Source organism: Endozoicomonas sp. ALB115 (assembly GCF_049310245.1).
Classification (GTDB): Bacteria; Pseudomonadota; Gammaproteobacteria; order Pseudomonadales; family Endozoicomonadaceae; genus Endozoicomonas.
On the sequence record NZ_JBLYZG010000011.1, the window covers coordinates 27581 to 53134 of the forward strand.

Below are 25554 nucleotides of genomic sequence, written 5' to 3' on the forward strand. Positions count from 1 at the left end.
TGGCAGCGTTGTTCTTTCTATTAAAAAAACGCCCCCGCCAGGCGGGGGAGAAAAGGATCAGACAAACAAAATCAGATGCAGCGCCATACCAACCACAAACGCACCAATCATCGGTACCGAGGTTCTTTTCACCACTTCAAACGGTGAGATTTTGGCAATACCGGCACAGGCCATAATGACCGCCGAGATGGGGGACATGGAACGGCCCATGGAAGCGGCAAAGTTCATGGGCAGCAGCATGGCCACCGCAGGCACACCAAAGCTTTTGGCAACTTCTGGTGCCAGGGTGGCAAATGACAGGAAGGCTGCATTGCCAGAGCCCATCATAATGGCCGCAACAGCAATCAGCGTGGCCATAAACAGCGTCATACCGGCAGCACCGATACCCAGCCCCTGGGCAGAACCGAGCAGGGAGTCAATGGCACCAATATGTTTTAACCCTGTGGCAAAAATTTCAGCACCGATAATCAGACCTACCACCGGACCAAAAACAGCACCCATACCATTGAGGAATTGATCAAAGCCATCAAGGGACTGTTTCATTTTCCGGGTACGGATCACTTCACAGAACATGCCGGCAAATACGCTGATCAGCATGGCCATGACCAGGTTCATTTTGATGGACGACACCATCATTTTGGAAAAGATCAACAACAGGAAGAAAGGAATCATGGGCAGCAGCGCATAGAATGCCGGGGCCGGGTCTTTCTTGTCACCGTCTGTATGTTCGATGCCCTCGCCCACATGCTCGGCAACCCTGTAGCCATCTTTCAGGTCACACCGACGCTGCCAGACAAAGTGCAGGGCCGCCGCCACCAGCGCCATGGGGACGGTGATCCAGGCCTGATAATCCAGGAAGTATTCGGTAATTTCCAGTCCGGACTGGCTGGCGGCAAAGTTGGCATTCACCTGGGTGACACCGATTTCAAACGCCGCCGGAGAAGCGATCACGGCAACCGCTGAAGCCGGGCTTAAACCGATATTTCTCAGCACCGGATACAGCGTCACCATCAACAGCAAACCGAGACCCGTTGCCGAGGTGACGAACATTTGCAGCACAACACTGAGCAGATAACACAGTGCCAGTACCATATAAGGTGAGCGAAAACGGCTGATGGGCTTAACGGCCAGTCGAACCAGCGCTTCTGAGGCACCGATATGGGACATGTAGCTGGCAAAACCACCACAGGCCATGATGGTCAGACCCAGGCTGGCCATGCGGAAGCTGAATACCGTGTTCATCAGTTGAAACAGGTCAAAGGGGATAAAACCGGTGGCCTTGGCCGCTGGCAGAATGTCTTTTATCCCCATCAACGCGGCGGCACTTAGCAGGACAATACCGGCAATAGCCAGCGAGGCTGATGCACTGTAGTTCTTCACGATGGCGTATATAACCAGTGCAACTACGGGTATGACGATGAGTATATCCACAGGGGAATCCTGAAAATGGCTAAATTTCGCGCAGGTTATTTCTTGAACTTTTGGTTGTAAATGACCAATGTCAAATAATGATCGGGTAGTTTTTTTTAACCATTCTGACAGTCGTTATGACCGAACTTTAAAGGCGGAAAGCGCTTATAAGCCACACAAAAACACACGTAATTTCATCGTATTCAATCTTTGCACATTTTTTGCTAAAGCTATGGTTTCAGAAACGTCTATGGGTTTATAATCAGCCGCACATGGAGAGTAAGCCTCTGCAGCCTCCACGGACAACGAAGTAAAGGTATACGGTTGCCTATGAAGCCTTCCTTACAGCTCAAGATGGGCCAGCAGTTGACCATGACGCCGCAGCTGCAACAGGCCATCCGGCTGCTACAGCTATCGACCCTGGATCTTCAGCAGGAGATTCAGGAGGCCCTGGAGTCCAACCCCATGCTGGAGTCCGACGATAGCCAGACAGAGGACACCGCCAGCAGCACTGAAGGACGGGAAGAGCTCGTTGATCTGAGCGAAAAAGCCTCAGAACCTGAGCCTCAGGAGATGGCGGAATGGTCAGACAGCATTCCCAATGAACTGCCCGTGGACTCCGCCTGGGACGACGTGTATTCCAGCCTGCCGGCCAGCAGCGGTGACGATGATTATGACCCCCTGGCAAAATCCTCCGCTGTGGAGTCACTTCAGGATCACCTGGAATGGCAACTGGATATGGTGCCCATGAGCGACCGGGACCGGCTGATTGGTCTGGCGATCATCGAGGCGGTTAATCCGGATGGGTATTTAACCTGCACGCTGGATGACCTGTTTGTCTCTCTTCAATCCCAACTGGACGATCTGGAGATTGAAGAGATCCATGTGCTGCAACACCGGGTGCAACAATTCGATCCGGTGGGTTGTGGCAGTGTTGACCTTAGAGAGTGCCTGTTGGTTCAACTTCGTCAGCTGCCGCCCTCAACACCCCATTTCAACAATGCAGAAAAACTGCTCACCCGTTACCTTGAGTCCCTTGGCACCCGTGATTATGCCAGCATCATGCGTCATGCCAAACTGAAAGAAGACCAGCTGCGAGAAGCCCTCAGCCTGATTCAGAGCTTCCACCCAAAACCCGGCAGCACCATTGATCAGACAGAAGCCGAATATGTGGTTCCGGATATATCCGTCCGGAAAATCAGGGAACGCTGGACGGTGGAACTGAATTCCGACGCCCTGCCCAAACTGCGTATTAATAATAATTATGCGTCCATGGTTCAGAGAGCCAATAACAGCCGCGACAATGTGTTCATGAAGAACCATCTGCAAGAAGCCCGCTGGTTTTTGAAAAACCTGCAAAGTCGCAATGAAACATTGATGAAAGTGGCGAGCCAGATTATTACCTATCAGCAGGAGTTCCTGGAAAAAGGGGATGAAGCCATGAAACCCCTGGTGCTGGCGGATATTGCCGAGGCGGTGGGGATGCATGAGTCGACGATATCCCGGGTCACTACTCAGAAGTACATGCATACTCCCCGGGGTGTTTACGAGCTGAAGTACTTTTTTTCCAGCCATGTCAGCACCACGGAAGGGGGGGAGTGTTCCTCCACGGCCATTCGGGCCCATATCCGCAAACTTATTGCTGAAGAGACACCGCGCAAGCCCCTCAGTGACAATAAAATTGCAGCGATTCTGGGGGATCAGGGCATCAAGGTAGCAAGGCGCACCATTGCCAAATACCGTGAGTCCATGAATATTCCGCCATCCAATGAGCGTAAGCAGTTAGTGCCTTAGTACATCATTTTGAGGAGTTTGATGTGTGCAATCTCCGTTTACCCTGAGCGTCCTTCGGCTCCGCTTGGATGCACGGACGGAAGGTGATTGGCACAGTCTTTATTCAGGGCATGGTGCTTACGCCCTTCGACTCCGCTCAGGACGAATGGAGTTTGGATGTCATTGATAGGTATTGATAAGGGACGCCCATCAATCACATTGAAACAGTGTTCCGGAATTTTTTACACAAGCTCCGTTGATACACCGTTCAAAAAGCAGTTTTTTTTGTCTCAGGGCATTCCAAGCTGCACCGACAGTGATAGAATCGAACTCAGCCAGTACGAAAAATCCCGCGGACTGGTGATTATCTGGATAATGGGATTCAGGAGAGCGTTACATGCAAGTCAACATCAGTGGGCATCATGTCGAGGTAACAGAAGCTCTGCACGACTATGTGATCAAAAGACTGGAGCGTCTTGGTTCACATTTTGACCATATCACCAATGTACAGGTGACCCTGAGCGTCGAAAAGCTGGTGCAGAAAGCAGAAGCCGTTTTGCATACCCGCGGGGCCGAGATTAATGCCACCGCCGAGCACGAAGACATGTACGCAGCCATTGACCTGCTCTCGGACAAGTTGGATCGGCAGCTGGTTAAACGAAAAGAGAAAGCCCTGGACAGGCAACAGGGTGCCAGTGGCCATGCCCTTTGATTTATCAGGTTGCCATTCTTATTCAGCATGATTATTCACCGCATCCTAACCCCCGAGCGCACCCTTGACGGGGTGCACGGGGCCAGCAAAAAGAAAATCCTGGAATTTATCGCTGAACGCATCAGCAGCGATGCCCCCGAAATCAATGCCAAAGAACTGTTTGAAGCGCTGGTTGCCCGGGAGCGTCTTGGCACCACCGGACTGGGTGATGGCGTGGCTATTCCCCACTGTCGTTGCAAAGCCTGCCCGGAGCCTATCGGTCTTTTTATACGACTGGCGGAACCGGTTGATTTTGATGCGGTGGACCGTGAGCCCGTTGATCTGGTATTCGCGCTGATCGTGCCAGAAGGCGAAAACCAGGAACATCTTGAAATTTTAAGGACGCTGGCCGGGCGATTTCATTCTGCCCTGACCCTTCAGAAAATACGTTCGGCTACCAATACGACAATGCTCTATCGTACTATGAGTGAACAGTGAATAACGTGACAAAAAAGGCCATCATAGGTAATGATGGCCTGAAAGGTTCAACTGATCACAATGCTCTTATCTTTTGTTGTTAACACACTTCTTTGAGTCCCGGACAAAATGCATTGCGGCTTACAGGGTTTTAGCCAATTACCGTTGAACCTTAAGTTGCTCATCAAGCTCACGAATTGCTGCATACCTGTCGGCCTTTGGATCTTCTTTAGTGACTGGCGAAACAGTTGATGGAACAATCGGGGTTTCAGACACAGGGCTTTGAGAATCCTGTCGCTTATGATCCTCGGCCATTTTGATGTCCCTGGCCTCTTTGGCCTTCTGCACTTCAGTAGACTCTTGCTTTCGTGAAAAGTTGTAGGCCACCCAATCTTTGCCATACTTTAACCCAGGATTTATTAATTTATTTCTATATGAAGCCTTTTTTTCCTTGGCAAAATTTTCTTTTGCTTTGTTGGCTTCAACCTCAGCTCGTTTCTTTTCAATTTCAGCAATGTTCTCCAAGGCTTTTTTATCTCTTTTTTCAGCGAAGACAGTACTCGCACGGTGAAGCCCGGAAAGATCGTAACTATCCTGCCCGGAGCAAGGCGAACTCTCTGCGGTACGTGGTGTAATCGGTGCAACAACACCTCGTAAGCGTTGTACAATCTTAAGATCATGAAGCATTTTAGCCCTGTCAGGCTGAAGGGCCAGCCCTCTGGCTTTCATCACATCAACTGTAGCAATTTTAGCTTCAAGCACTCTTTTGACACAATCAGCAACAGGTGTAGGTTTACGCTTGCTTTTGACAACATCAGCCACCACTGCAGCTTCATCCTGGCTTATGACGGTATCAGCGACAGCTTCATCCTGGGTATTGACGGTATCAGCGACAGGTTCAGATTTATCCTTACCTTTGATTGCCTCAACAATAAATTTCAGACCGGTATATTTGTAAACAACTTTGACAACTTTAATTGCCCAGTGCTTCAGCTTTTTGAAGAAGCCACAGGAGCTGTCTTCAGAGCTTTCCGAATTTGTCTGAGGAACAGGTTCCAAAGCCGGTTCGTCCTGCATGACCTCCACCTTGGGACTGGTGTCGCTTTCTATGGGGCTTTCCTGTTCTGTCTGGACAACAGAATCAATAACCGGTTTGATATTCTGCATAGCATCAGCCTTGCGCTGAAGGTAGGCCATGTGGCTTTTGGCCAGTTTATCTTCGGCTTTATCCCGACCGCCAATAACAAATATTGGTTTTGGCTGACCATCTTCAAACTTTCTTTCCAGTGGCCTTACCATGCGGTTATAGAACCTGCCAAAATCATCAGGTACCTGATCTTTTTCACGCGGACCCGGAACTGGAACTGGTTGAGAAGCTTTTTCAGCTAATGGATGTTTAGTCGTTTCAACTAATTGACGTTTAGTAGTTTCAACTAATGGTTGATAAGTAATTGCGAGAAATTGTGGTTTAGTCAGTGGTGCGTCCATGATGTTACTCCTTTAACAAGATAGGATTGTTTCATATAATTAAGAGAGATTATTTAATTAACCTCTCTCACTGGTTTACTTGTGATTTAAACTCTAGGATTATTCTCCCATTAAATGAATGACAGCACTGTCAGAAGCACTAACAGAGTTTCCCGCACTCATTAGAATCAGGAAAAACCAATAGCCTGACCCATATCCCGCACCCTGATAGAATCCCGCAACCAGACGCTGTCAGCCATTAAACACATTTTGATTAACAGGATTGCCAGCAACTCCGGATACCCTGGCCATCGATTTGCTTTTTCCACCTCAGGTCAACGGTATCCGGTAGGCTTCTTGATCAAAAGTTGCTTTAATAGAAGAAGGGTCAGCTTTCAATACCTACACGCTCAGAAGCATAAAGGAACAGCTATGAAACTTATCATCATCAGCGGGCGCTCCGGTTCTGGAAAAAGTTCAGCTCTGCACACCCTTGAAGATGAGGGTTTTTATTGTGTCGACAATCTTCCGGCCAGTATGCTGAACCAATTACCGGATACCCTGAAAGGCCATCATTCAACGCCCCCCAGGATGGCCGTCAGTATTGATGTCAGAAACCTGCCCGGAACTCTGGATAACTTTCCTGATCTGCTGAAGTCCCTTCGGAACAAAGGCATCCATTGTCAGGTACTGTACCTGGACACCGACAGCGAAAAGCTGGTCAGCCGTTACAGTGCCACACGCAGAAAGCACCCGCTCAGTAATGACCAGACATCGCTCAGAGAAGCCATCGCGTTAGAAAAAAAGCTGCTTACGCCGGTGCTGATTGAGGCAGACCTGAAAATCGACACCACATCGCTCTCTGTTCATCAGATGAGGGACATGATCAAACAGGAGTTCTGCGCTGATCACAAAAGCGGTGTGACGGTTCTTTTTCAATCGTTTGGCTTTAAAAACGGAATTCCTTCAGACGCCGACTTTATCTTTGATGTGCGCTGCCTGCCCAACCCTTTCTGGGACGAATCCCTGAGAACATACACAGGTCTGGACCAACCGGTTATCGACTTTCTGAAGGATGATCCCCTGGTGGTCGAAATGGTTGAGGATATCAGTGCCTTTATCGAAAAATGGCTTCCGCGCTTTGAGTCAGCCCAGCGCAGTTATATGACGATTGCCATCGGTTGCACTGGAGGGCAGCACCGCTCAGTCTATATTGGTAAAACACTGGGCACCCTGTTTACCAGTAAACTGGATCGGGTTCAGGTTAGACACAGAGAGCTTCACGAATAATGATTACCTATCGAAAAAAAATCATTAACAAACTGGGCTTGCACGCCCGGGCGGCATCCAAGTTTGTTTCCACGTCATCGGCGTTTGCCAGTGAGATCGAAATCGGATTCAATGGGCGCAAGGTGGATGGCAAGAGTATCATGGCGGTTATGATGCTGGCGGCAGGACAGGGTTCGGAGCTTGAGCTCCTTTGTGACGGCCATGATGAAGAGGCCGCCTGCCTTGCCCTGTGCGAGCTGATTGATGACCGCTTTGGTGAAGAAGAATAACAGACTCCCCCTTTGCGGGGAGTAGCCACTGCAATTACCATAGAGACCATCTTTCATTTTCCCTGACCATCCGGCCTTTTACCGGATGCGCAGAAACTGTTCATGCAGATCATTCAGGCAAATCATTCAGGCAGATCATTTCAGGCAGACAATAATGGCGCAGCAACTGCAATTGAGCATCGGTGAAGCCGAGCTGAAAAAACTTAATGATGCTCTTGAGCACGGTGTCTCTGCAGAATTGCGCACCATGTTGAACACCTTGCCCCCTGCTGATACCGCGCACTTGCTGGAGTCCTCCCCACCAAAGTTACGCAGCCTGTTATGGCGGTTGATTGACCGTGAACAGGAAGGCGACGTGCTGCAGGAACTGAGCGAAGACGTTCGCCAGTTCTTCCTTGACCAGATGAACATTGCCGAACTGAAAGCCATTACTCAAGGTCAGGATGTTGATGACATCGCCGACCTGCTGCAGCAACTGCCAGATACCATCACCCGACAGGTGCTGGATTCCATGAACAGTCAGGACCGCCAGCGGGTTGAGGCGGTTCTGGCCTATCCGGAGGATTCCGCCGGTGGCTTGATGAACACCGACACCATTACGGTGCGCCCCAATAACACCGTTGATGTTGTGCTCCGTTACCTGCGCCGTCATGAAGGCATTCCGGATGGCACAGACAGCCTGTTGGTGGTCAATCGCCGGGATGAATACATCGGTCGCCTGCCCCTGACCTTGCTCCTGACAACCGAACCGGGCGCTACCGTCAGACAAGTGATGTTAACCGACCTGGACCCGATTCCTGCGGATATGCAGGATACCCAGGTAGCCCAGCTGTTCGAACGGCAGGACCTGCTCTCCGCCCCGGTGGTGAACGACAAGGGCAAACTGCTTGGGCGGATCACCATCGATGATGTAGTGGACGTGATCCGGGAAGAGGCCGAACACTCCATGATGAGTATGGCCGGTCTGGATGACGATGAAGACACCTTCGCCCCGGCACTGCGAACTGCACGACGCCGGGCGGTCTGGCTGGGCTTCAACCTGATTACCGCCTTTATTGCCGCCTCGGTCATTGGTCTGTTTCAGGAAACCATTGATAAAGTGGTGGCCCTGGCGGTGCTGATGCCGATTGTTGCGGGGATGGGAGGTAATGCCGGCAGTCAGGCCCTGACCCTGGTGATCCGGGGTATGGCGCTAGGGCAAATCAGTAAGACCAACCTCCGCTGGCTGCTAAGCCGGGAGCTGGTTGCCGGGTTTCTCAACGGGTTGTTGTGGGCAACCCTGGTGGCCGCCATTGCCTGGTTCTGGTTCGATGACCCGATTATTTCCCTGGTGATTGCCTGCGCCATGGTGATCAACCTGAGTGTTGCCGTGGTCACCGGTGCGATGCTGCCGGTTTTACTGAAATCATTAAATATTGATCCGGCCCTTGCTGGCAGTATTATCCTGACCACGATTTCCGATGTGGTGGGATTCTTTTCATTCCTTGGGCTGGCCACTGTTTTCTATGGGTAGCGTTTTGAACCACAGAGGCCGCAAGCGCACAAAGAAGAGCTTTTCTTCTCCTTCGTGCTCTTGGTGTCCTTCGTGGTTCCATCCGAAACCCATTGAAAATGGAGGGTGTAGATTAATGCCCACCCTAAAAGCAATCACTCACCCGCCAGCTTCATGCTGCTGATCAGAATTGAACCGGTCTGGATATTCCCACGCCTGTCGACATCATTGCCCACGGCAACAATGTTCCGGTAGATATCTTTCAGGTTGTCGGCAATCGTCACTTCTGACACCGGGAACTGAATTTCGCCATTGTCGACCCAGAAGCCACCGGCTCCACGGGAGTAATCACCGGTAACGGTATTAACCCCCTGCCCCATCAGTTCGGTAACCAGCAGCCCGGTTCCCATCTGTTTCAGCAGCGCATCAAGATCGCCTGCATTGCTTTGTACAAACAGGTTATTAACACCACCGGCGTTGGCGGTACTGTCCATCCCCAGTTTGCGGCCAGAATAGGTGCTTAAAATATAATGCTGCAGCACACCGTCCGTAATAAAGTCCTTGGCATAGGTCGCCAACCCATCATTATCGAAGCTGGCGGATCCAAGCATGTTTTTCAGCAATGGTTGCTCGTGGATACGCATCCATTCTGGAAACACCGGCTTACCCAGGTGATCCAACAGGAAAGAGGCCTGTCGATAAAGGCTGCCACCACTGATCGCCACGAGAAAATGGGAAATAAGACCTGAAGCCACCTCCGGTGCAAACAGTACCGGCACCTCGGCAGTACCTACTTTTCTCGCTCCCAGTCGGCGCACCGTGCGTTCCGCCGCTGTCTTACCAACCGCGACCGCTGTTTCCAGCTCGTTGGCATTACGGCTAACCGTGTACCAGTAATCCCGCTGCATCTCGTCACCCTGCATACCAATCAACACCGCACTCAGGCTGTGGCGACTGGACACATAGCTGCCAATAAACCCATTGCTGTTGCCATAGACACGGCAACCCTGATGGCTGGAGACACTGGCACCGTCGGAGTTGACAATTTTATTACTGAAAGCGCGTCCGGCATCTTCACATTGCATGGCCAGATCAATCGCCTGCCCGGCATCGATTCCCCAGGGGTGATACAGGTCAAGATCCGGCAGCGCATCACCATCAGCCATTAACACGGGGTCAGCCAAACCCGCATAAGGGTCTTCGGACGCGTAACGGGCAATATCGCAGGCGGCTTTTACCGTTTCACGGATGGCCTTTGGGCTGCTGTCAGAAGTACTGGCAGAGCCTTTTCGTTTACCCAGATAGACGGTAATGCCCAGCCCCTGGTCACGGTTAAACTCAACCGTTTCAACATCGCCCATACGGACGCTGGCCGACAGGCCGGCATCCATGCTGATGCCCACCTCACAGGCATCCGCTCCCTGTCTGGTGGCCTCTGCCAGAATATCACCGGCCAGTGTTTTCAGCCTGGTCTCTTCACTTCGTGGATCCAGCACTGCATTGGAAGGTTCGCCCATGATTGCACCTGATCTGTTGTGTTTATGCCTACGGAGGTTTTCAACTATTGTGCCGCTGTGAAGTTAATAATGCATCAGATAGATGATCAATTGCAGATTCAGAGTCTAATCAGCAACCTTTATCAAGACTTGCGCACTGAGCCTTGTGCACTATTTTCATTAAGCGATTTGTGTTCTTTATATACCTGAAAGGGGGAGCATTGATGTTCTCAAGGGGCAGGACGGAGTATGATCATTCGGAGGAAATGACAGCCGATGCAAGCTCGTCTCCCCCACCCGTACCCCTCCCACCGTCTGATCACACGTCAGAAGTCGATCACTCAGAATCCGCAGTGGCAGTCTCAGGCAGCAGGCAGTTGCCTGCCACGACGAGTGAGTTGACAGATCTGGCAGCATTGATGAAATTAGTCATCGCGAAGAATGACCTGGCCACTCTCAACCACCTTCTGGACCGGGGCGTTGACCCCAATACCCGCTGCCAGGGCCGCTATACCCTTCTGTATTGGGCCCTCATCTATGGCAAGCGGGAAGATGTTGTCAAGACGCTGCTGGATCGCGGAGCGAATCCGAATCTCCCGGCCTGCCATTTTCCGCCTTTGCTACTGGCTGCAATGAAGGCCGATGACAAGGCCGTTTTCTTGTTGCTGGAAAGGGGAGCCGATCTGAACGCCCGTGATCATTCGAATTCCTCAGCGCTCCATCTGGCGACTGTTTGTTGTAACAACCCGACAGCGATCACCGAGATCATGAATTGCCTGCTGGACAGAGGTGCCGATATCAGTGCCCTTGACTGTGACGGCCAAACTCCGCTGCTCTGGGCGGTAATGTCAGGCAACATTGCGGGCATTAACACTTTACTGCAACGAGGTGCTAATCCAGATACTCCTGACAAGTGGGGTCAGACTGCACTTATCAAGGCTGTACTGTACAGCGTCCCTGCCAAAATCAACAGTATGGTCAATAGCCTGCTGGCCAATGGAGCCAATCCCAATAAGCCAGGCAAGTCAGGCGAAACACCTCTGCATCTGGCGCTTCAAAAAGACCGGCGGGATACCGTTGACATTCTGCTGGCCAATGGTGCCCGTGCCAATATTCCCAATGCGTCTGGTCAAACTGCGTTTGACATTGCAGCAGCCAAAGGCGTCGCTGATACCCTGCACAATATCATGCCTCCTTATCAACCGGAGACGCTATTGGCCTGCGCCCGAACCAGCATTCGTTCACGGCTGGTAAAGAACCAGATGCCGCTGGCAAAAGCCCTGGCACCAGGCTCTGACTGCCTGCCGCTGTCCAATCCCATAAGGGCTTATTTACACGAGCCGCTGACTCTTTAGGAATTGTCCCGAAAGCAGGTCATTTAGATTCAGGCTTGCGTAGCGAACCTTGTGAACTATTTTCTTTAAACGATTGCTGTTCTTTGTATATCTTGAACGGAAACACAACAATGTTACCAAGCGTCAGGACGGAGCATGACCATTCGCAGGAAATGGTAGCCGATGCCAGCGTGGAATCCTCATCTGCAGTCGATCTCCCGCTGCCTGATAACACGACAGAGGTCAATCATTCAGAATCTGCTGTGGCTGCTTCAGCCAGCAGGCAGTTGTCGGCAACAACGGCCGATTTTGCAGAGCTGATGATATCAGCAGTCCTGCGTAATGACCTGGCCACCGTCAACTGGTTGCTGGACCAGGGCATTGACCCCAATATTTGCTCTGTGGGTGGATCTACCCCTCTGCATATTGCCATTTACAGACTGGACGGTGAAGGTATTGTCAAGACGCTGCTGGATCGCGGTGCAGATCCGAACCTTCCTGTCCCCTATTTGTTGGTAGATCAAAGTACGCCTTTGCTGAAAGCGGCAGAACTGGGCAACTATAAGGCCCTCAATTTGTTGCTGGACAGGGGAGCTGACCTGAACGCCAGTAACATTAATGGTGACACAGCACTGCATATGGCCCTTCTTAATATAAACGATACAGTGATCACCAAGTTCCTGAATTACCTGCTTGACAGAGGTGCCTATATCAACGCCCTTGACTTCTCGGGCCAGACTCCGCTGCTCTGTGCGATACTTCACTGCAAAATTGTGGGCGTTAACACGTTACTGCAAGCAGGTGCCAATCCAGATATTCCTGACAAGTGGGGTCAGACTCCACTTAACTGGGCTCTCCATTACAGAATGAACAGTATGGCCAATAGCTTGCTGGCCAATGGAGCCAATCCCAATAAACCCGGCCGCTCAGGCAATACCCCACTGCATCTGGCGCTTCAGAAAAACCGGCAAGAGATCGTTGACAGTCTGCTGGCCAATGGTGCCCATGCCAATATTCCCAATGCTTCTGGTAAAACCGCACTGGACATTGCTGCAGCCAGAGGCGTTGTTGATACCCTGCACAATTACATTTCTGCTTATCAACCGAGGACGCTGATGGCCTGCGCCCGAACCTGCATTCGTTCAAGGCTGGTAGAGAACCGGGTGCCCTTGGCAAAAGTCCTGGCATCAGGCTCTGACTGCCTGCCGCTGCCGTATCCCATGAAAAACTATTTATACCAGCCGCTGACTTATTCGGGATTTGCCCTAAAAGCAGGTTATTAAGATTCAGACTTGCGCAGAGAGCCTTGTGCACTAATTTATCTGAACTAACTGGTGATTCATGCAATGACCAGGCAATGGCAGCTGATGCCAAACCGGTAAAAAAATGCTTGTCCAGCTTCACCAGGCACGCTGCGTAGCGATTATGTCGTCTATTATGTTGCAGACACCGTAGAACAACATCAGTAATGGCAGGAGGGTGACCATGGCTGTTATTTCACCTGATTTTACCTTTTCACATCAGCGGCTGACCGATCTTGACCTGAACGCTTTTGCGCCTTTTTTTGCCAATCTTGCCGCTGACCGTTATGTCAGCGGTCACTACCGTTTTCGCCGCTACTCCCGTTTTACCGGGCCTGCAGAACGCCTGGAAAGATTACCCCACGATGACTTTGTCCAGTCCCGTTCGGTCAATTATCTCAGTGGCGACATTCTGCGGGAATTTGCTGAAATTGAACCGACCCTGACGGAGCTGCCGGAATTTCAATCCCTGTTCAGACAGGTAAACGGTTTTTTCGGTCTTGATCCGGCACGTACCGTTTATGGCGTGCATCAAATCCGGGTCACCTGCTCCGGCGATGATCACGGCTTGCCAGTGCCGGAAGGCATTCACCAGGATGGCTTCGACCTGATTGCCATCATCTGCACTGACCGCAAAAACGTCGAGGGTGCAGAGACTGGAATTTTTTATCATCCGGAACAAAAACCTGCCTATAGTGCTACGCTGTTGCCCGGGGATATTGTTTACTGCAATGACCGGCGGGTCTATCACTACACCTCTGCGCTTCAGGTCAGCAGTGGCCAAGTCTCCGGGCATCGGGATGTTTTCGTTATTACGGTAACCCTGGAGGATGAACAGTGGAAAAACAGCATACCTCAACCAACCTCCAGCGTATCCGAGAGCAATTTCCAGCCCTTGAGCGGCTAGAGGGAAACCAGCGGGCCGTCTATTCTGATGCGCCGGGAGGTACCCAGGTTCCGGTATCGGTGATCAGTGCCATGTCCGATTACCAACAATCGGGTTCCGCTAACCTGGGTGGCTTTTTTGCCACCAGTGAAGAAACCATGGCACTGCTGGAACGGGCAAGGGAGGCTGCCGGGCAGTTATTAAATGCCCCTGCTGACAGCATTGCCTTCGGTGCCAATATGACCTCCCTGACCTTGGCGCTGAGCAGAGCCATCGCCAGAACCTGGCACAAAGGTGATGAAATTATTGTTTCATCGCTGGACCATGACGCCAATATCACCCCCTGGGTGCTGGCGGCAGAGGAACGGGGATGCACAGTCCGGACGATGGATTTTACCGCCAGTCAAAATCTCTGCGTCACGGAGCTTGAGCGCCTGCTGTCCAACAGAACACGACTGGTGGCGTTTACCCTGGCCTCTAACGTGACCGGCAGCGTCACCCCGGCAGCAGAACTGATCAGGGCTTCACGCTCCGTGAATGCCCTGGTCCATGTTGACGCCGTTCACTACACCGCCCACCGGTTACCGGATGTGCAGGCCCTGGATGTGGATTTCCTGACCTGTTCAGCCTACAAGTTCTGCGGCCCTTACCTGGGGGTGATGTATGGTCGGCCAGAACTGTTGGGCAGTCTGAAGCCCTATAAGGTCCGGGCTGCAAATAACCAGCCACCCTGGTGCTGGGAGACAGGGACACAGAACTTTACCGCGATTGCCGGATTGCTGGCCTGCATTCAATACCATGGCTGGCTCACCGGTTCTGACCATGACCGCAAGGGACTGCAGACGTCGGCGCGCTGGATCGAGGAACACGAGCAACAGTTGTCGCAACGGTTTCTTGATGGTCTCAACCACATGACCGGGTTTACCTTGTACGGCTCGGATACCACGGCTGACCGAACCCCCACCTTTGCCCTGGCCCACCACCGACAATCCTCGGCCAGGCTGGCACAGCTGCTGGCCCGGCACGGTATCTATACCTGGTCCGGCCATTTCTATGCACTGGATCTGCTTGACCGGCTCAAGCTTCAGGAGCGGGATGGGTTACTGCGGATAGGCTTTGTCCACTACCATACGCCGGAAGAGATAGACAGGGTGCTTAACGTTCTGGCAGATATTTCTGCGGGATTTGCCAGATGATGCATCAGGCCCGCAACAAAACGACAAAAGGAGTTGCGGAAAAACATCCCAATTGAAAAGCATTCTGAAGTAAAATACCGGGAAATCCATTTTCCATCCATGGAACTGCTTTCTGATAAATAACATCAGGCAGATTCCCATCAATGGCCATTCTCTATGAGTAAAAAGAGCCGTCGCATCCAGGAAGCCTGGGACGATGAAGAAACCGAAGAAATCATCTATGTCAGCAAATCTGAGCTGAAGCGGGACATGGATGAGCTTAAAAACATTGGTGCCCGGCTGATGGAACTGAAACCGGCACTGCTGGATAAGTTGCCACTGAATGATCGCCTGCGTGCAGCATTAGATGAGAGCAATCGCATCAAAAGCAACAATGCCAGAAAGCGCCATCTGGGCTTTATTGGCAAACTGATGGCAGACCAGGACATTGAGCCGATCATGGCGCTGCTTAACCAGCTGGATTCCTCCAGTGAAGAGTACAACCGCCGGTTTCATCAATTGGAGCGGTGGCGTGACCAGCTGATTCGTGATGATGACAGTCACACGGCATTAACTGAATACCTGGAGCACTACCCGGAAGCTGACCACCAGCATATCCGCCAGCTGGTCCGTAATGCCCAGAGAGAAGCATCTCAGGATAAGCCCCCGGCAGCGGCGCGAAAGCTGTTCAAATATTTGAGAGAAGTGGACGAGCTTTAAGGTTCACCATGAGCAGGCTGACCCAGCCTGTTCTTTTTACGTCGTGATTTCTTCGGTCACCGCCGGGACTTCACCCCCATGCTTTTTGTGATCTGCCAAAGGGTAATCAGAAAAAACACCATCAACGCCATCATCAATCAGCTGTCTGGCAACCGCCGGAGAGTTAACGGTGTAGCAATACAGTTCATAGCCTTTGGACTTCACTCGCGAAATGTGTCGTTTTGCCGTTCGCTTACTGTTGAGGTGGATGGATACCGCGTTGACCCGTAATGCTTTCTTCTGCCAGTTCATTGGCAATCGCTCAAACAGACAGCCAACCGGAATATCTGAACAATCTGAGAACCGGACAAGTGCCGCATAATTAAAGCTGGAAACCAATAGCCGATCGTTTGGCAACTCAACCTCGGCAATGGTCTTTACTACCGCTTCTACCAACCTCGGCTCTGAACAGCCATTGGTTTTCAGCTCAAGGTTCAGCCCAAGCCCAAGTTCTTTTATGAGTTTAAGCGCCGCTCCAAGCTGAGGAATCTGCTCACCCGAAAATTGCTCGGAAAACCAGCTTCCGGCATCTATTGTTGCCAGATCAGAGCAGGTTAACGTCTTCAAGCGACCTTTTTTATTGGTGGTACGGTTCAGTCGCCGGTCATGAAAAAGCACAAGGGTACCATCACCTGACAGAGTAACATCCACCTCGACCCACTTCAGCCCGCGCTCAGCAGCCAGCCTGATGCCTGCCAGGGTATTTTCCGGTGCCTCTCCTGCCAGCCCCCGATGCCCGATTATCCTGCTCATGTGCATGAATTTACCCACCTTAAAACACCCCTGTCCAAATGCAGGAACGGAGCTATTCTTACCCGAAACATTGTTTCAAGGACATTATCACAGATGCGGCCTGTTTTGCTCAGTATTGATGTTGGCACCCACAGTTTGCGCAGCGCTTTTGTTTCCCCGGAAGGGCATGTCCTTGCCCATAATGAAGAGCCACTTCTGATCTGGAAAACAGCCAGTACCATGGAGTTCTGTTCCAAGAATATCTGGGAAGCCCTGGTCACCGGTGTTAACCGATTAATCGCTGAACACCCGCTGAATCAGGAGGATATTATCGGGATCGGTATTGATACCACCTACTCCCTGGTTCTGCTGGACCAGCGGATGCAACCCGTTCACCTGCCCGGGAGCAATCGTGCTGACACTTTTGGCTGGATGGACAGCCGCGCCAGTCAACAGGCTGCCTATATTGCCAGAGAACACCCGGGACTATTTGGCCATGCGGGCCCTGGCATCAACGCCAGGAGTAACTGCTGTAAATTACTCTGGCTCTTCCAGTGTGCGCCGGAAACCTGGCAAGCCGCTACTTGCATCCTCGACCTTTATGATTATGCCACCTGGAAGCTAACGGCCTGCCTGACCAGAACACCCGATTCGACCAGTCATATCTTTACCCAAAAGGCTGCAGCCCAACTGAATATTGATATTGAGGGACGATTCAAGGGTGAATCCCTTGAGATGGGTGCAGCCATCGGGGATGGCCTGTGCCAAAGTGCCGCTGACCAACTGAACCTCAAACAGGGCACCCCGGTTGCCACAGGTATCGTTGATGCCTATGGCGGCACCCTCGCCACGATACTTGCCAGCAATCACCCGGACCGTCAGCAACCACTAGACTGTATTACCAAAAGAGTCAGTTTTATTGGTGGAACTTCATCCAACTACGTCGCGTTCAGCAGGGATATGTTGACCTGCGATGGAGCAGATGGCCCCTACCCTTCTGTGCTGGAAGGTTACTCGTTGATATACGCCCGGCAAACTGCGGCAGGTGCCTTTATTGATCACATCATTACCTCACACCCGGCTTACAGCTCAATCTATGATATCGCTGTCAGCCTGGGGATCGGGGTTCATGAATACCTTAATCAGATTCTCTATGAGCTGGCGGATAATGATCGATCGGAATACGCTGACAGTGTCAGCAAACTGACCGCGCACCTGCATATACTCCCTTACTTTGACGCACCTGAAGTGGATCAACCACAGCGGGGAATGATTACCGGCCTTACCCTGGATAAAAGTCATCAGTCGCTTGCTGTGCTGTACCTTGCCAGTATTCAGGCCCTGGCCCTGGATGCACGCTATCAGTTAGAGAAGTTAACAAAAGCCGGGTATCACATTGAACTGTTGATCCCCACCGGGGGATTGGCAAAGAACCAACGACTGCTCACTGAACATATCAACATACTCAATATTCCTGCTGCCGTTCCGGAAGAGAGAGAAAATATGCTGCTTTCCGGAGCCATCACCGGGTCGGTGGCCGCAGGTATCTACGACAGTATTGAGGAGGCCATGAGAGCCATGAGTCGCTATCACGAACGGATAGAACCTGAGCGGCAGCTGGTTGATTTTTACCAGGCAAAATACGACATATTTATAAAGATGCTGAAGGATCAACAATCGTGGGAGTGAGAATTGGAAGGTTTGCAAGGGAGGGAAGATGGGGTGGGCGAAGGGGCTCGAACCCTCGACCGCCGGAATCACAATCCGGAGCTCTGCCAACTGAGCTACGCCCACCATCAACGACTGAATCAGGAAAGAACTTCATCCCTCACCAGACGCCGCTGATTATAAGGAAAGCTGTTCAGCTTGCAAGCATGACCCGTTGTTTTTTTCTGCGATTTACCACTATATTTCAATAAGCATCTATCTTCGTTCAGCCTCCCGGGTACCTTTACCCGACACTCATCACTTCTCAAGCTTTCAAGCATGAGGCATACCATGCTCACTTTCTGTATAGCCCGAATTCAGCAGTCTGTTTTCAGCACGATCACGCAGCTTATCTGCCTGTCATTAATACTGCTATCGCCACTCAACGCCTACTGTTCTTTCAATTCAGATTTGCCCAATAATCAGACCGTTTGTTATGACAACCAGTGTCCACTGGACACTGACTTCTATTTTGAGTTTGAAAATATGCATCTGATCAAGGGACTGTTTACCGGGCAAAACTACGATCAGATTCCGGAAGTACCAACATTAGGTGGTTGCCGTAATGATGCCTGGAACTTTTTTAACTGGGCCTCCACCAGCAAGGGCATCCCGACAACCTCCCTTAAGGTACAGACTGATCGATCTGGCCCACTCAAAAAATCCATCGTCCTCGCGGAAATTGAACGTCTGGCAGAGCAAACCCACAGCGAAGCCGGGCCACATCGCATAATCATCAGTTTCAGCGGACACGGCACCCGCAGACCGGATACCAGCGGTGATGAGTCAGATCATATGGATGAGCTATTGGTCTGTGGTCGCGATGTTATTTCCGATGATGAACTGCATCATGCCTTCAAACGCTTTCACAACAGCACAAGGCTGCTGATCTTCGTTGACACCTGCCACTCCGGCACCATGTTTGACCTGCCCTATCGGTATGTCTATAACTCGCTGCATCCGGATATTATCGAGGAAATTGATACAGGCAGAGACAGGGACATTCCTGCCTATATGATGGTGGTATCCGCCAGTCGCGACAGAGAGACCGCAGCCGATGCTTTTTTACCAAGCCCCGGTATTATCGCCTGGAGCAGCCAGGGGGACTTTAGCCACCGAATGATCAAGACATTGAAAGAGGTGTATTACCATAACCTCTATGTGAGAAATATTCCGGCCCTGCTCCGTGACCAGAAACTGCATGCCGAGGTCAGGTACAACCCGAATCAACATGCTGTTCTCTCAACCAACTTTCGTCCGGCCAGAAACCTGAAGTTGTTTGGCTGGTAGCTGTCCATTAACAGATAACATGTTGCGCACTGGCTTTGATTATTTCAGCGTTGATGCACATCAACGAAATGTAAATTTCCATTAACCGGGAATGCCGTATTTTATCCCTTATCTCGGCATTCACCTACCCGGTTATTTGATTGTTTTAACTCAATCTCTTCGTAGTGATTTACTTGAATCCATTATCCATCAAGGCCTACAGCCTTATCCTTGATTAATTACTATCAAATGCTGCTTGATTTTTATTCTCACGACAGTAAAAAAAATCATAAGCCAATTCAATTATCTAATGTGACCTTGGTTTAACAACTCTTGAATAATTGTGCCCAAATTAAGTCGTCCGCATCGGTTCGGGGCTTTTTCCCCGGGCTATGCATAAGAAGAAAGGCGACAGAAAAAAGCACACACATCACACACAATTTCAGGAGTAAGCTCCATGCAAAAGAAAATTCTTGCAGCTGTTGTTGCTTCCATGATGGCTGGTCAGGCGATGGCTGTTACTGTCGTTGACAATGGTACTGACAAAGTGACCATCGGTGGTCACGTTGGTATGCGTTATGTTGACCAGACTGATGGCGAATCTAAGGGCGACAGCAGCCGTATCAACTTTGCCTTCGAACACAAACTGACTGAAGCGACTACCGCTTTTGCCAAGGCTGAGTGGGGCTTTGACACGACTAACAGTGGCGAAGGCGACTTCTTCTTCAACCGTCTGGGCTATGTTGGTGCCAAGAACGACCAGTATGGTTCTATCTCTTTCGGTAAGCAGTGGTCTACTTACTCCACTGTTTCTGGCTGGACTGACATGTTTGCTACCACCGGTGGTGAAGCTTCCGGCACATACACCAGTTTTGGTGATGAGCTGGGTACTGCTCGTGCTGACGACGCTCTGCAGTATAACCACAGTATCATGGGGCTGAATATCTCTGCACAGGTTCAGCTGGGTGAAAGAAAACTTTCAACCAAGGTTAGTGGTATTGTTATCCCGTCCACTATGGTACGTGATGGTTCTTACAGTGTAGCTGGCAGCTACAACCTGCCAATGGGGCTGAGTATCGGAGCTGCATACAACCAGGCTGAAGTTAAAGATACTTCTGTAGCAGGATCTAAAGACAAATCTAAATCTGCTATTGTTGGTGCCAAGCTTGAAGCAGACAAGATTTACGCTGCCTTCACTTATGCAGATCTGAAGAACCTGGCAGACGGTACACTGGGTCTTGTTGAAAAGGCTAAAGGCATTGAACTGTATGGCAGCTATCAGCTGAACGAAATGTTCAAGCTCGGTGGTGGTTACAACCAGCTGAAAGACAAGAGCAACAACGCTGGAAACACCGAACTGAAGTACATGCCTGTAGAAGTAATCTACACTCAAGGTCCAGTTCAGCTGTCTGCTACTTACCAGTTCGAGAAGACCAAAGTTGCTAATGTTGACGTTGACGACAAGATGATTCTGCAGGCTCGTTACTACTTCTAATATCGAAGTGGTTGCCTGGCAGCAATGCCTTCGCCGGACTTTCCGGCAACAAAAAAACCGCTCCGGCGGTTTTTTTGCGTTTTGACAAAGATCGGTTCCCATAAGAGCTGACACCGGAACCAACGGTCATGCACAGTACCTCGGTCCTCTGCGGGAACACTACCCAGCCTATCCGAAGACGCTATTCTGGCAACTCATTTCAATGAGTTTGATGTGTACAATCTCCGCTCACCCTGAGCGGAGTCGAAGGGTGCCTGGCACAGTCTTTATTCAGGGTATGGTGTTTACGCCCTTCGACTCCGCTCAGGACGAACGGAGTTTGGGCACCATTGATAGAGGATCCATCAATTACATTTAAACCGTGTATCAGGAGACTGTATCAGAATTATCTCAGTACGCCGATCCAGAAAAAATGAGGTGAACCTTTATGAAAGCCAGTGATATTGATAAAAAATTCGACGATGGCGAAGACGTACTGGAATTCTTCGACACCGACAATCCTCAACGGCCCAACCTTGCAGCCAAAAGGGTTAACATTGACTTCCCTGCATGGGTCGTCAATGAACTGGATAAAGAAGCCAGCGCAATCGGCATCAGCCGTCAAGCGCTGATTAAAACGTGGATTGTTGACCGGCTCAGGCAGCACTGACCCGGTTCTGCCCGACAACTCTGGAACGAGGTTGGCGAGCTAACCCTGGTGTTCATCATGATTTCAAAACCTACTCCGGCCCCGGCGGAAACCCATTGGTCATAATCTGTTCCATGGTCCACGGATTGGTATCCGGAAACTCATCCTCCGGTATTTCCAGCTCACGGGAAGCATCCCGACAGGCAATGGGATAACATTCCAGCAGGCTTTCATCCAACAGTCCATACAAGCTGGGGTTTTTCATCAACAGTCGTTTAACTATCGCCCGTTCTTTTGCCAGGCTGTAATCAATCACCATAAACCAGCTGCGGTACCAGCGATTCAAGGCATGCAGGTCTTCTTTGAAGGTGCGAATATGCCATTTGAGCAGAAGCACCAGGATTCGGGTCAGATGATTTTCCAGCGTGTTGACCTTTTCCTGGCCAAGGTCGTCTACCTCCTCAATCAGGTTCTCCAGGTCCAGAGCCCGAAACTTGTTTTTTTTCAGTAAATCAATTTGCTGACGGGTCCACTGATAAAAGTCCGTTTTGTACAGGTTACTCATAGTGATGATCTCCCGATGCTACTGATGTTTTTTTAAGAGCTTCAGTGTTGTCTCCAGCAATCTCCTGCACCCCTCTATCGCAGCTTCTGAGTCATCCCCCAGTGAAGCAGAAGGCTTTTATTTATTGTATTGATCCGTCCCAGAGCCTATCAGGATGATATTGACTGAGAGTGGGTGACAGCCTGGGGTATTGAGCTTAATAAGACAAAAGAGCAGATGATGATGGCTCCGGTTCTCTAATCTTGTCCTGATGGTAAAGAACCAATACCAGAGGAGACTGTCACAAACCGGCTGGAGTATAGGCCATGAATGTCGTGCCATGGGAATTTTGACAATAAATATGAAGTTTCAGCGCTGCCCGAAAAAGACGGGCGACTTGTAATTTTGCGGGAAACGGGAGGCGGCATTAACTTATGCTTCAGACAAACACGGAACTTATTCCGGAACAACTCCCGGAAAGAAGGACGCTAAATAGATAAATGAACATCGTCGCCTGTTTGTTCGGTAAGGCAGCGGTTGAGCACCGTGAGAAAGGTGTCTTCCCGGCCATCGAGCAGCCAGTCACCCTGCTCTTCATCGTAGTCAAAATGGAATCCACCACTGCGGGCGGCCATCCATAGCTGTAGCAGCGGGGTCTGGCGGCTGAGAATAATTTTGCTGTTGTCTTCACAGGTTAACGTGAGAATGCCTGCTGACGTTTCATAGTCAATGTCCAGTCCGGCATCGTCTATGGCGTCTTCGATGGCCAGCATCAGGCCATCCAGAAGTTCATTATATTGACGCTCTTTCATTCCTGTCTCAGTGCAATTTAATCTGAATGGGGGAATTTTAGCCTGCTTCCGGCGTTGCTGATAGAGCCTTGCATGAAAAGAAAGCGCTGCCACCGCATGCCGAGTTGCCTCAATTATGAAATATTCGGGCTAGAGCCATCGCTAATTAGACAGTTATACTGTGGCCTATTCAGAATTAAGGATCAGATTATGAGATTGTTCACTGCTGACCATCGGCTGAAAACTTCCGCTCTGGCCGCTGCTGCGTTTTTCGTGCTGCTGCTCACAGGCTGTGGTCAAAAGGGTGACCTTTATCAACCAGCATCATCTCTGGCTGATGCATCGGCTGCTCTGGAAGAAACAGTCGTTGAATAAAGAGCAGTTCTGGCTAATTACATCAATAAATAAGTGAAATGGGGAACAGTCACCTTATGGAGTGGTTTACCTTTCAGCCCTCTGAACCAGCGGCCGGTAGCGAGTTGTTTGCCGAAGAGATTCCGGTGCAACAGCTGGCCCGCCAGTATGGTACGCCTTTATATGTCTACTCCAGACGAGCCCTGGAAGCCAGCTATCAGGCCTATTACCAGGCCATGGCTGACAGCCCCCACTTGATTTGTTACGCGGTAAAAGCGAACAGCAACCTGGCGGTGCTGAATGTTCTCGCCCGGTTGGGGGCTGGCTTTGATATTGTCTCGGTCGGGGAGCTGGAACGGGTGCTCGCGGCAGGCGGTGATCCCGCCAGGGTGGTGTTTTCCGGGGTGGCCAAGCAGCGCCATGAGATTCGCCGGGCGCTGGAAGTGGGTGTCCACTGCTTCAATATTGAATCAGAACAGGAGCTGGAGCATATTCAGGAAGAAGCGCTGGCGATGAATCAAGTGGCCCGCATCTCCCTGCGGGTCAACCCGGATGTGGATGCCCGGACTCACCCCTATATCTCCACTGGCCTGAAAGATAATAAGTTCGGCATTGATATTAACCGGGCTCCTGCGGTTTATGCCCGGGCTGCTGAATTGAGCAATATTGAGGTGGTGGGTGTTGATTGCCATATCGGTTCCCAGCTGACCACCACCGAGCCTTTCCTGGATGCGCTGGATCGTCTGTTGCTGTTAATGGATCAGTTGCAGGCTCAGGGGATTCATTTGCAGCATCTGGATATTGGCGGTGGCCTGGGGGTTCAGTATCAGGATGAGACGATTCCCTCACCTGCCGATTATCTGGTGTCGGTCAAACAGCGCCTTGTTGAGCGGGGCTATGGTGATGTGATGCTGGTGGTGGAGCCGGGCCGGTCTATTGCTGCCCAGGCGGGTATCCTGCTGACCCGCGTTGAGTTGATCAAGGCGACTGAGCAGAAGCATTTTGCCATTGTCGATGGAGCCATGAATGACCTGTTGAGACCGTCCATCTACAGTGCCTGGCATACTATTGCCAATACGGCGCAGCACGCGGATGTGGATAGTCAGGTGTATGATATTGTCGGGCCTGTTTGTGAAAGTGGCGACTTTCTGGGCAAAGCACGGAATCTGGCCATCCGGGAAGGTGATCTGCTGGCGGTGTATTCGGCGGGTGCCTACGGTTTTGTCATGAGCTCCAACTACAATACCCGCAATCGTGCCGCAGAAATCATGGTTGATGGTACTCAATCTTATGTGATCCGTCGCCGGGAAACCGTTGCCGAGCAGTTTGCCTCAGAAAGCCTGCTGCCGTCGTAAAGTATCAGGAAAGAATGAACTATATGTTGCTACATTTCACCAAGATGCATGGGCTGGGTAACGACTTTATGGTGGTCGATATGGTGTCCCAGAATCTGCGCCTGCCGCCGGAAAAAATCCGCCGCCTGGCGGACCGGCGGTTTGGGATCGGCTTTGACCAGTTGCTGCTGGTTGAGCCCCCGACCAATCCTGATATGGATTTTCGCTACCGCATCTTTAATGCCGATGGCAGTGAAGTGGAGCAGTGTGGCAATGGGGCCCGTTGTTTCGCCCGTTTCGTCCGGGACAAAAAGCTGATCGGCAGAGACCGGATCCGGGTACAAACCGCCGGGGGCAACATTGAGCTGACGATTCAGAGCAATGGCGAGGTTTGCGTGGATATGGGGATGCCGAGGCTGGACCCTGAACAGGTGCCGTTTAATGCGCAGCAGCGTTCAGTGACCTATCCCCTGATGGTTGATGGCCAGGTTATCGAGGTTTCTGCCGTATCCATGGGCAATCCCCACTGCGTTTATCGGGTGGATGATGTGCACAGGGCTCCCGTGGACACCTGGGGGCCGATGATTGAAGCCCATCCGGACTTTCCCCGGAAATGCAATGCCGGATTTATGCAGGTCCTCAGTACCGATGAAATTAACCTGCGGGTATTTGAGCGCGGCGTTGGTGAAACCCTCGCCTGTGGCACCGGTGCCTGTGCCGCTGTGGTGGCAGGACGCCTGCAAGGTTTGCTGGGCGATACCGTTAAAGTGAACTTGCCCGGGGGTAGCCTGTCTATTTATTGGCCGGGAGAGGGCAGTCCGGTTATGATGACAGGCGCAGCAACCCGGGTTTATGAAGGATACACCCGGCTATAAATCCG

24 protein-coding genes and 1 tRNA gene are annotated in these 25554 nt (G+C 51.1%); 18 read left to right on the top strand and 7 right to left on the bottom strand.

The annotated features are described in order from the left end of the window. Window positions 1-57: 57 nt before the first annotated feature. Entirely contained in the window at window positions 58-1431 is a 1374-nt protein-coding gene (gene dcuC / locus ACO6VE_RS07270; RefSeq protein WP_422460603.1) for a C4-dicarboxylate transporter DcuC, read from the bottom strand. Between the two features lie 309 nt (window positions 1432-1740). On the opposite strand from dcuC, the gene ACO6VE_RS07275 reads away from it, so the two are divergent. The 3 genes from ACO6VE_RS07275 (at window position 1741) to ACO6VE_RS07285 (ending at window position 4372) form a co-directional block, all read left to right on the top strand. Continuing rightward, complete coding sequence (locus ACO6VE_RS07275; RefSeq protein WP_422449971.1) at window positions 1741-3204, top strand: RNA polymerase factor sigma-54; 1464 nt, start codon at window positions 1741-1743, stop codon at window positions 3202-3204. 376 nt (window positions 3205-3580) lie between these two features. Next, on the top strand, window positions 3581-3895 hold the full coding sequence (hpf, locus tag ACO6VE_RS07280) for a ribosome hibernation-promoting factor, HPF/YfiA family (protein ID WP_101748939.1): 315 nt from the start codon (window positions 3581-3583) through the stop codon (window positions 3893-3895). A 27-nt stretch (window positions 3896-3922) separates the two neighbouring features. Then, the gene (locus ACO6VE_RS07285) at window positions 3923-4372 is read left to right on the top strand and encodes a PTS sugar transporter subunit IIA (protein WP_422449970.1); all 450 of its coding nucleotides are present in this window, start codon (window positions 3923-3925) and stop codon (window positions 4370-4372) included. Between the two features lie 138 nt (window positions 4373-4510). Here ACO6VE_RS07285 and ACO6VE_RS07290 read toward each other — a convergent pair whose 3' ends face one another. Continuing rightward, a complete protein-coding gene (locus ACO6VE_RS07290) occupies window positions 4511-5839 on the bottom strand; it encodes a hypothetical protein (RefSeq protein ID WP_422449969.1) in 1329 nt (442 codons plus the stop codon). Window positions 5840-6250: 411 nt separating this feature from the next. Between ACO6VE_RS07290 and rapZ the strand changes: the two genes are divergently transcribed. From rapZ to mgtE, 3 genes are all read left to right on the top strand, one after another. Next, complete coding sequence (rapZ, locus tag ACO6VE_RS07295; protein WP_422449968.1) at window positions 6251-7108, top strand: RNase adapter RapZ; 858 nt, start codon at window positions 6251-6253, stop codon at window positions 7106-7108. Further along, window positions 7108-7377: an HPr family phosphocarrier protein gene (locus ACO6VE_RS07300; RefSeq protein ID WP_101748935.1), complete on the top strand. Its 270-nt coding sequence runs from the start codon at window positions 7108-7110 to the stop codon at window positions 7375-7377. The genes rapZ and ACO6VE_RS07300 overlap by 1 nt, the downstream gene beginning before the upstream one ends. A gap of 154 nt (window positions 7378-7531) precedes the next feature. Further along, window positions 7532-8890 (top strand): magnesium transporter, encoded by a 1359-nt coding sequence (gene mgtE, locus ACO6VE_RS07305; protein WP_422460605.1) that lies wholly within the window; start codon window positions 7532-7534, stop codon window positions 8888-8890. 134 nt (window positions 8891-9024) lie between these two features. On the opposite strand, the gene pmbA is transcribed toward mgtE, so the two are convergent. Then, window positions 9025-10386 (bottom strand): metalloprotease PmbA, encoded by a 1362-nt coding sequence (pmbA, locus tag ACO6VE_RS07310; RefSeq protein WP_422460607.1) that lies wholly within the window; start codon window positions 10384-10386, stop codon window positions 9025-9027. Between the two features lie 398 nt (window positions 10387-10784). Here pmbA and ACO6VE_RS07315 point away from each other — a divergent pair, with 398 nt between their 5' ends. The 5 genes from ACO6VE_RS07315 (at window position 10785) to yjgA (ending at window position 15781) form a co-directional block, all read left to right on the top strand. Continuing rightward, a complete protein-coding gene (locus tag ACO6VE_RS07315) occupies window positions 10785-11720 on the top strand; it encodes an ankyrin repeat domain-containing protein (RefSeq protein ID WP_422460609.1) in 936 nt (311 codons plus the stop codon). 110 nt (window positions 11721-11830) lie between these two features. After that, a complete protein-coding gene (locus ACO6VE_RS07320; RefSeq protein ID WP_422449965.1) occupies window positions 11831-12982 on the top strand; it encodes an ankyrin repeat domain-containing protein in 1152 nt (383 codons plus the stop codon). 202 nt (window positions 12983-13184) lie between these two features. Then, window positions 13185-13907, top strand: coding sequence for a 2OG-Fe dioxygenase family protein (locus ACO6VE_RS07325; protein WP_422460611.1), 723 nt, complete (start codon window positions 13185-13187; stop codon window positions 13905-13907). Further along, window positions 13838-15082, top strand: a complete 1245-nt coding sequence (locus tag ACO6VE_RS07330) for a cysteine desulfurase-like protein (protein WP_422460613.1) — start codon at window positions 13838-13840, stop codon at window positions 15080-15082. Before ACO6VE_RS07325 ends, ACO6VE_RS07330 begins: the two co-directional genes overlap by 70 nt. 156 nt (window positions 15083-15238) lie before the next feature. Beyond that, a complete protein-coding gene (gene yjgA, locus ACO6VE_RS07335; protein WP_422449962.1) occupies window positions 15239-15781 on the top strand; it encodes a ribosome biogenesis factor YjgA in 543 nt (180 codons plus the stop codon). Window positions 15782-15817: 36 nt separating this feature from the next. On the opposite strand, the gene ACO6VE_RS07340 is transcribed toward yjgA, so the two are convergent. Further along, on the bottom strand, window positions 15818-16573 hold the full coding sequence (locus tag ACO6VE_RS07340; RefSeq protein WP_422449961.1) for a glycerophosphodiester phosphodiesterase family protein: 756 nt from the start codon (window positions 16571-16573) through the stop codon (window positions 15818-15820). Between the two features lie 93 nt (window positions 16574-16666). Here ACO6VE_RS07340 and ACO6VE_RS07345 point away from each other — a divergent pair, with 93 nt between their 5' ends. Further along, window positions 16667-18241 carry an FGGY-family carbohydrate kinase gene (locus ACO6VE_RS07345; protein ID WP_422460615.1) on the top strand — a complete coding sequence of 525 codons (1575 nt, stop codon included), beginning with the start codon at window positions 16667-16669 and terminating at the stop codon, window positions 18239-18241. 29 nt (window positions 18242-18270) lie between these two features. Here ACO6VE_RS07345 and ACO6VE_RS07350 read toward each other — a convergent pair. Continuing rightward, window positions 18271-18346: transfer RNA gene (locus tag ACO6VE_RS07350), tRNA-His, on the bottom strand. A gap of 204 nt (window positions 18347-18550) precedes the next feature. Between ACO6VE_RS07350 and ACO6VE_RS07355 the strand changes: the two genes are divergently transcribed. From ACO6VE_RS07355 to brnA, 3 genes are all read left to right on the top strand, one after another. Next, window positions 18551-19549 carry a caspase family protein gene (locus ACO6VE_RS07355; RefSeq protein ID WP_422460617.1) on the top strand — a complete coding sequence of 333 codons (999 nt, stop codon included), beginning with the start codon at window positions 18551-18553 and terminating at the stop codon, window positions 19547-19549. Window positions 19550-19985: 436 nt separating this feature from the next. Continuing rightward, entirely contained in the window at window positions 19986-21023 is a 1038-nt protein-coding gene (locus ACO6VE_RS07360) for a porin (protein WP_422460618.1), read from the top strand. A 427-nt stretch (window positions 21024-21450) separates the two neighbouring features. Continuing rightward, the gene (gene brnA, locus ACO6VE_RS07365) at window positions 21451-21672 is read left to right on the top strand and encodes a type II toxin-antitoxin system BrnA family antitoxin (RefSeq protein WP_422449957.1); all 222 of its coding nucleotides are present in this window, start codon (window positions 21451-21453) and stop codon (window positions 21670-21672) included. A 70-nt stretch (window positions 21673-21742) separates the two neighbouring features. On the opposite strand, the gene ACO6VE_RS07370 is transcribed toward brnA, so the two are convergent. Both ACO6VE_RS07370 and cyaY read right to left on the bottom strand, forming a co-directional pair. Then, complete coding sequence (locus tag ACO6VE_RS07370) at window positions 21743-22216, bottom strand: DUF29 domain-containing protein (protein WP_422460620.1); 474 nt, start codon at window positions 22214-22216, stop codon at window positions 21743-21745. A gap of 467 nt (window positions 22217-22683) precedes the next feature. Beyond that, a complete protein-coding gene (cyaY, locus tag ACO6VE_RS07375) occupies window positions 22684-23007 on the bottom strand; it encodes an iron donor protein CyaY (protein WP_422460622.1) in 324 nt (107 codons plus the stop codon). Window positions 23008-23196: 189 nt separating this feature from the next. Here cyaY and lptM point away from each other — a divergent pair, with 189 nt between their 5' ends. Genes lptM through dapF form a run of 3 tightly spaced genes read left to right on the top strand, consistent with a single transcriptional unit; the run spans window position 23197 to window position 25549 of the window. Then, complete coding sequence (gene lptM, locus ACO6VE_RS07380) at window positions 23197-23361, top strand: LPS translocon maturation chaperone LptM (RefSeq protein ID WP_269675681.1); 165 nt, start codon at window positions 23197-23199, stop codon at window positions 23359-23361. A 56-nt stretch (window positions 23362-23417) separates the two neighbouring features. After that, entirely contained in the window at window positions 23418-24695 is a 1278-nt protein-coding gene (lysA, locus tag ACO6VE_RS07385) for a diaminopimelate decarboxylase (protein ID WP_422460675.1), read from the top strand. A 23-nt stretch (window positions 24696-24718) separates the two neighbouring features. Continuing rightward, window positions 24719-25549 carry a diaminopimelate epimerase gene (dapF, locus tag ACO6VE_RS07390; protein ID WP_422460677.1) on the top strand — a complete coding sequence of 277 codons (831 nt, stop codon included), beginning with the start codon at window positions 24719-24721 and terminating at the stop codon, window positions 25547-25549. Window positions 25550-25554 lie beyond the last annotated feature (5 nt).

Coding starts and splice junctions, on each gene's coding strand:
- ACO6VE_RS07275 (WP_422449971.1), top strand. CDS start 1,741: ATGAAGCCTTCCTTACAGCTCAAGATGGGCCAGCAGTTGACCATGACG.
- hpf (WP_101748939.1), top strand. CDS start 3,581: ATGCAAGTCAACATCAGTGGGCATCATGTCGAGGTAACAGAAGCTCTG.
- ACO6VE_RS07285 (WP_422449970.1), top strand. CDS start 3,923: ATGATTATTCACCGCATCCTAACCCCCGAGCGCACCCTTGACGGGGTG.
- ACO6VE_RS07290 (WP_422449969.1), bottom strand. CDS start 5,839: ATGGACGCACCACTGACTAAACCACAATTTCTCGCAATTACTTATCAA.
- rapZ (WP_422449968.1), top strand. CDS start 6,251: ATGAAACTTATCATCATCAGCGGGCGCTCCGGTTCTGGAAAAAGTTCA.
- ACO6VE_RS07300 (WP_101748935.1), top strand. CDS start 7,108: ATGATTACCTATCGAAAAAAAATCATTAACAAACTGGGCTTGCACGCC.
- mgtE (WP_422460605.1), top strand. CDS start 7,532: ATGGCGCAGCAACTGCAATTGAGCATCGGTGAAGCCGAGCTGAAAAAA.
- pmbA (WP_422460607.1), bottom strand. CDS start 10,386: ATGGGCGAACCTTCCAATGCAGTGCTGGATCCACGAAGTGAAGAGACC.
- ACO6VE_RS07315 (WP_422460609.1), top strand. CDS start 10,785: ATGAAATTAGTCATCGCGAAGAATGACCTGGCCACTCTCAACCACCTT.
- ACO6VE_RS07320 (WP_422449965.1), top strand. CDS start 11,831: ATGTTACCAAGCGTCAGGACGGAGCATGACCATTCGCAGGAAATGGTA.
- ACO6VE_RS07325 (WP_422460611.1), top strand. CDS start 13,185: ATGGCTGTTATTTCACCTGATTTTACCTTTTCACATCAGCGGCTGACC.
- yjgA (WP_422449962.1), top strand. CDS start 15,239: ATGAGTAAAAAGAGCCGTCGCATCCAGGAAGCCTGGGACGATGAAGAA.
- ACO6VE_RS07340 (WP_422449961.1), bottom strand. CDS start 16,573: ATGAGCAGGATAATCGGGCATCGGGGGCTGGCAGGAGAGGCACCGGAA.
- ACO6VE_RS07345 (WP_422460615.1), top strand. CDS start 16,667: ATGCGGCCTGTTTTGCTCAGTATTGATGTTGGCACCCACAGTTTGCGC.
- ACO6VE_RS07355 (WP_422460617.1), top strand. CDS start 18,551: ATGCTCACTTTCTGTATAGCCCGAATTCAGCAGTCTGTTTTCAGCACG.
- ACO6VE_RS07360 (WP_422460618.1), top strand. CDS start 19,986: ATGCAAAAGAAAATTCTTGCAGCTGTTGTTGCTTCCATGATGGCTGGT.
- brnA (WP_422449957.1), top strand. CDS start 21,451: ATGAAAGCCAGTGATATTGATAAAAAATTCGACGATGGCGAAGACGTA.
- ACO6VE_RS07370 (WP_422460620.1), bottom strand. CDS start 22,216: ATGAGTAACCTGTACAAAACGGACTTTTATCAGTGGACCCGTCAGCAA.
- cyaY (WP_422460622.1), bottom strand. CDS start 23,007: ATGAAAGAGCGTCAATATAATGAACTTCTGGATGGCCTGATGCTGGCC.
- lptM (WP_269675681.1), top strand. CDS start 23,197: ATGAGATTGTTCACTGCTGACCATCGGCTGAAAACTTCCGCTCTGGCC.
- lysA (WP_422460675.1), top strand. CDS start 23,418: ATGGAGTGGTTTACCTTTCAGCCCTCTGAACCAGCGGCCGGTAGCGAG.
- dapF (WP_422460677.1), top strand. CDS start 24,719: ATGTTGCTACATTTCACCAAGATGCATGGGCTGGGTAACGACTTTATG.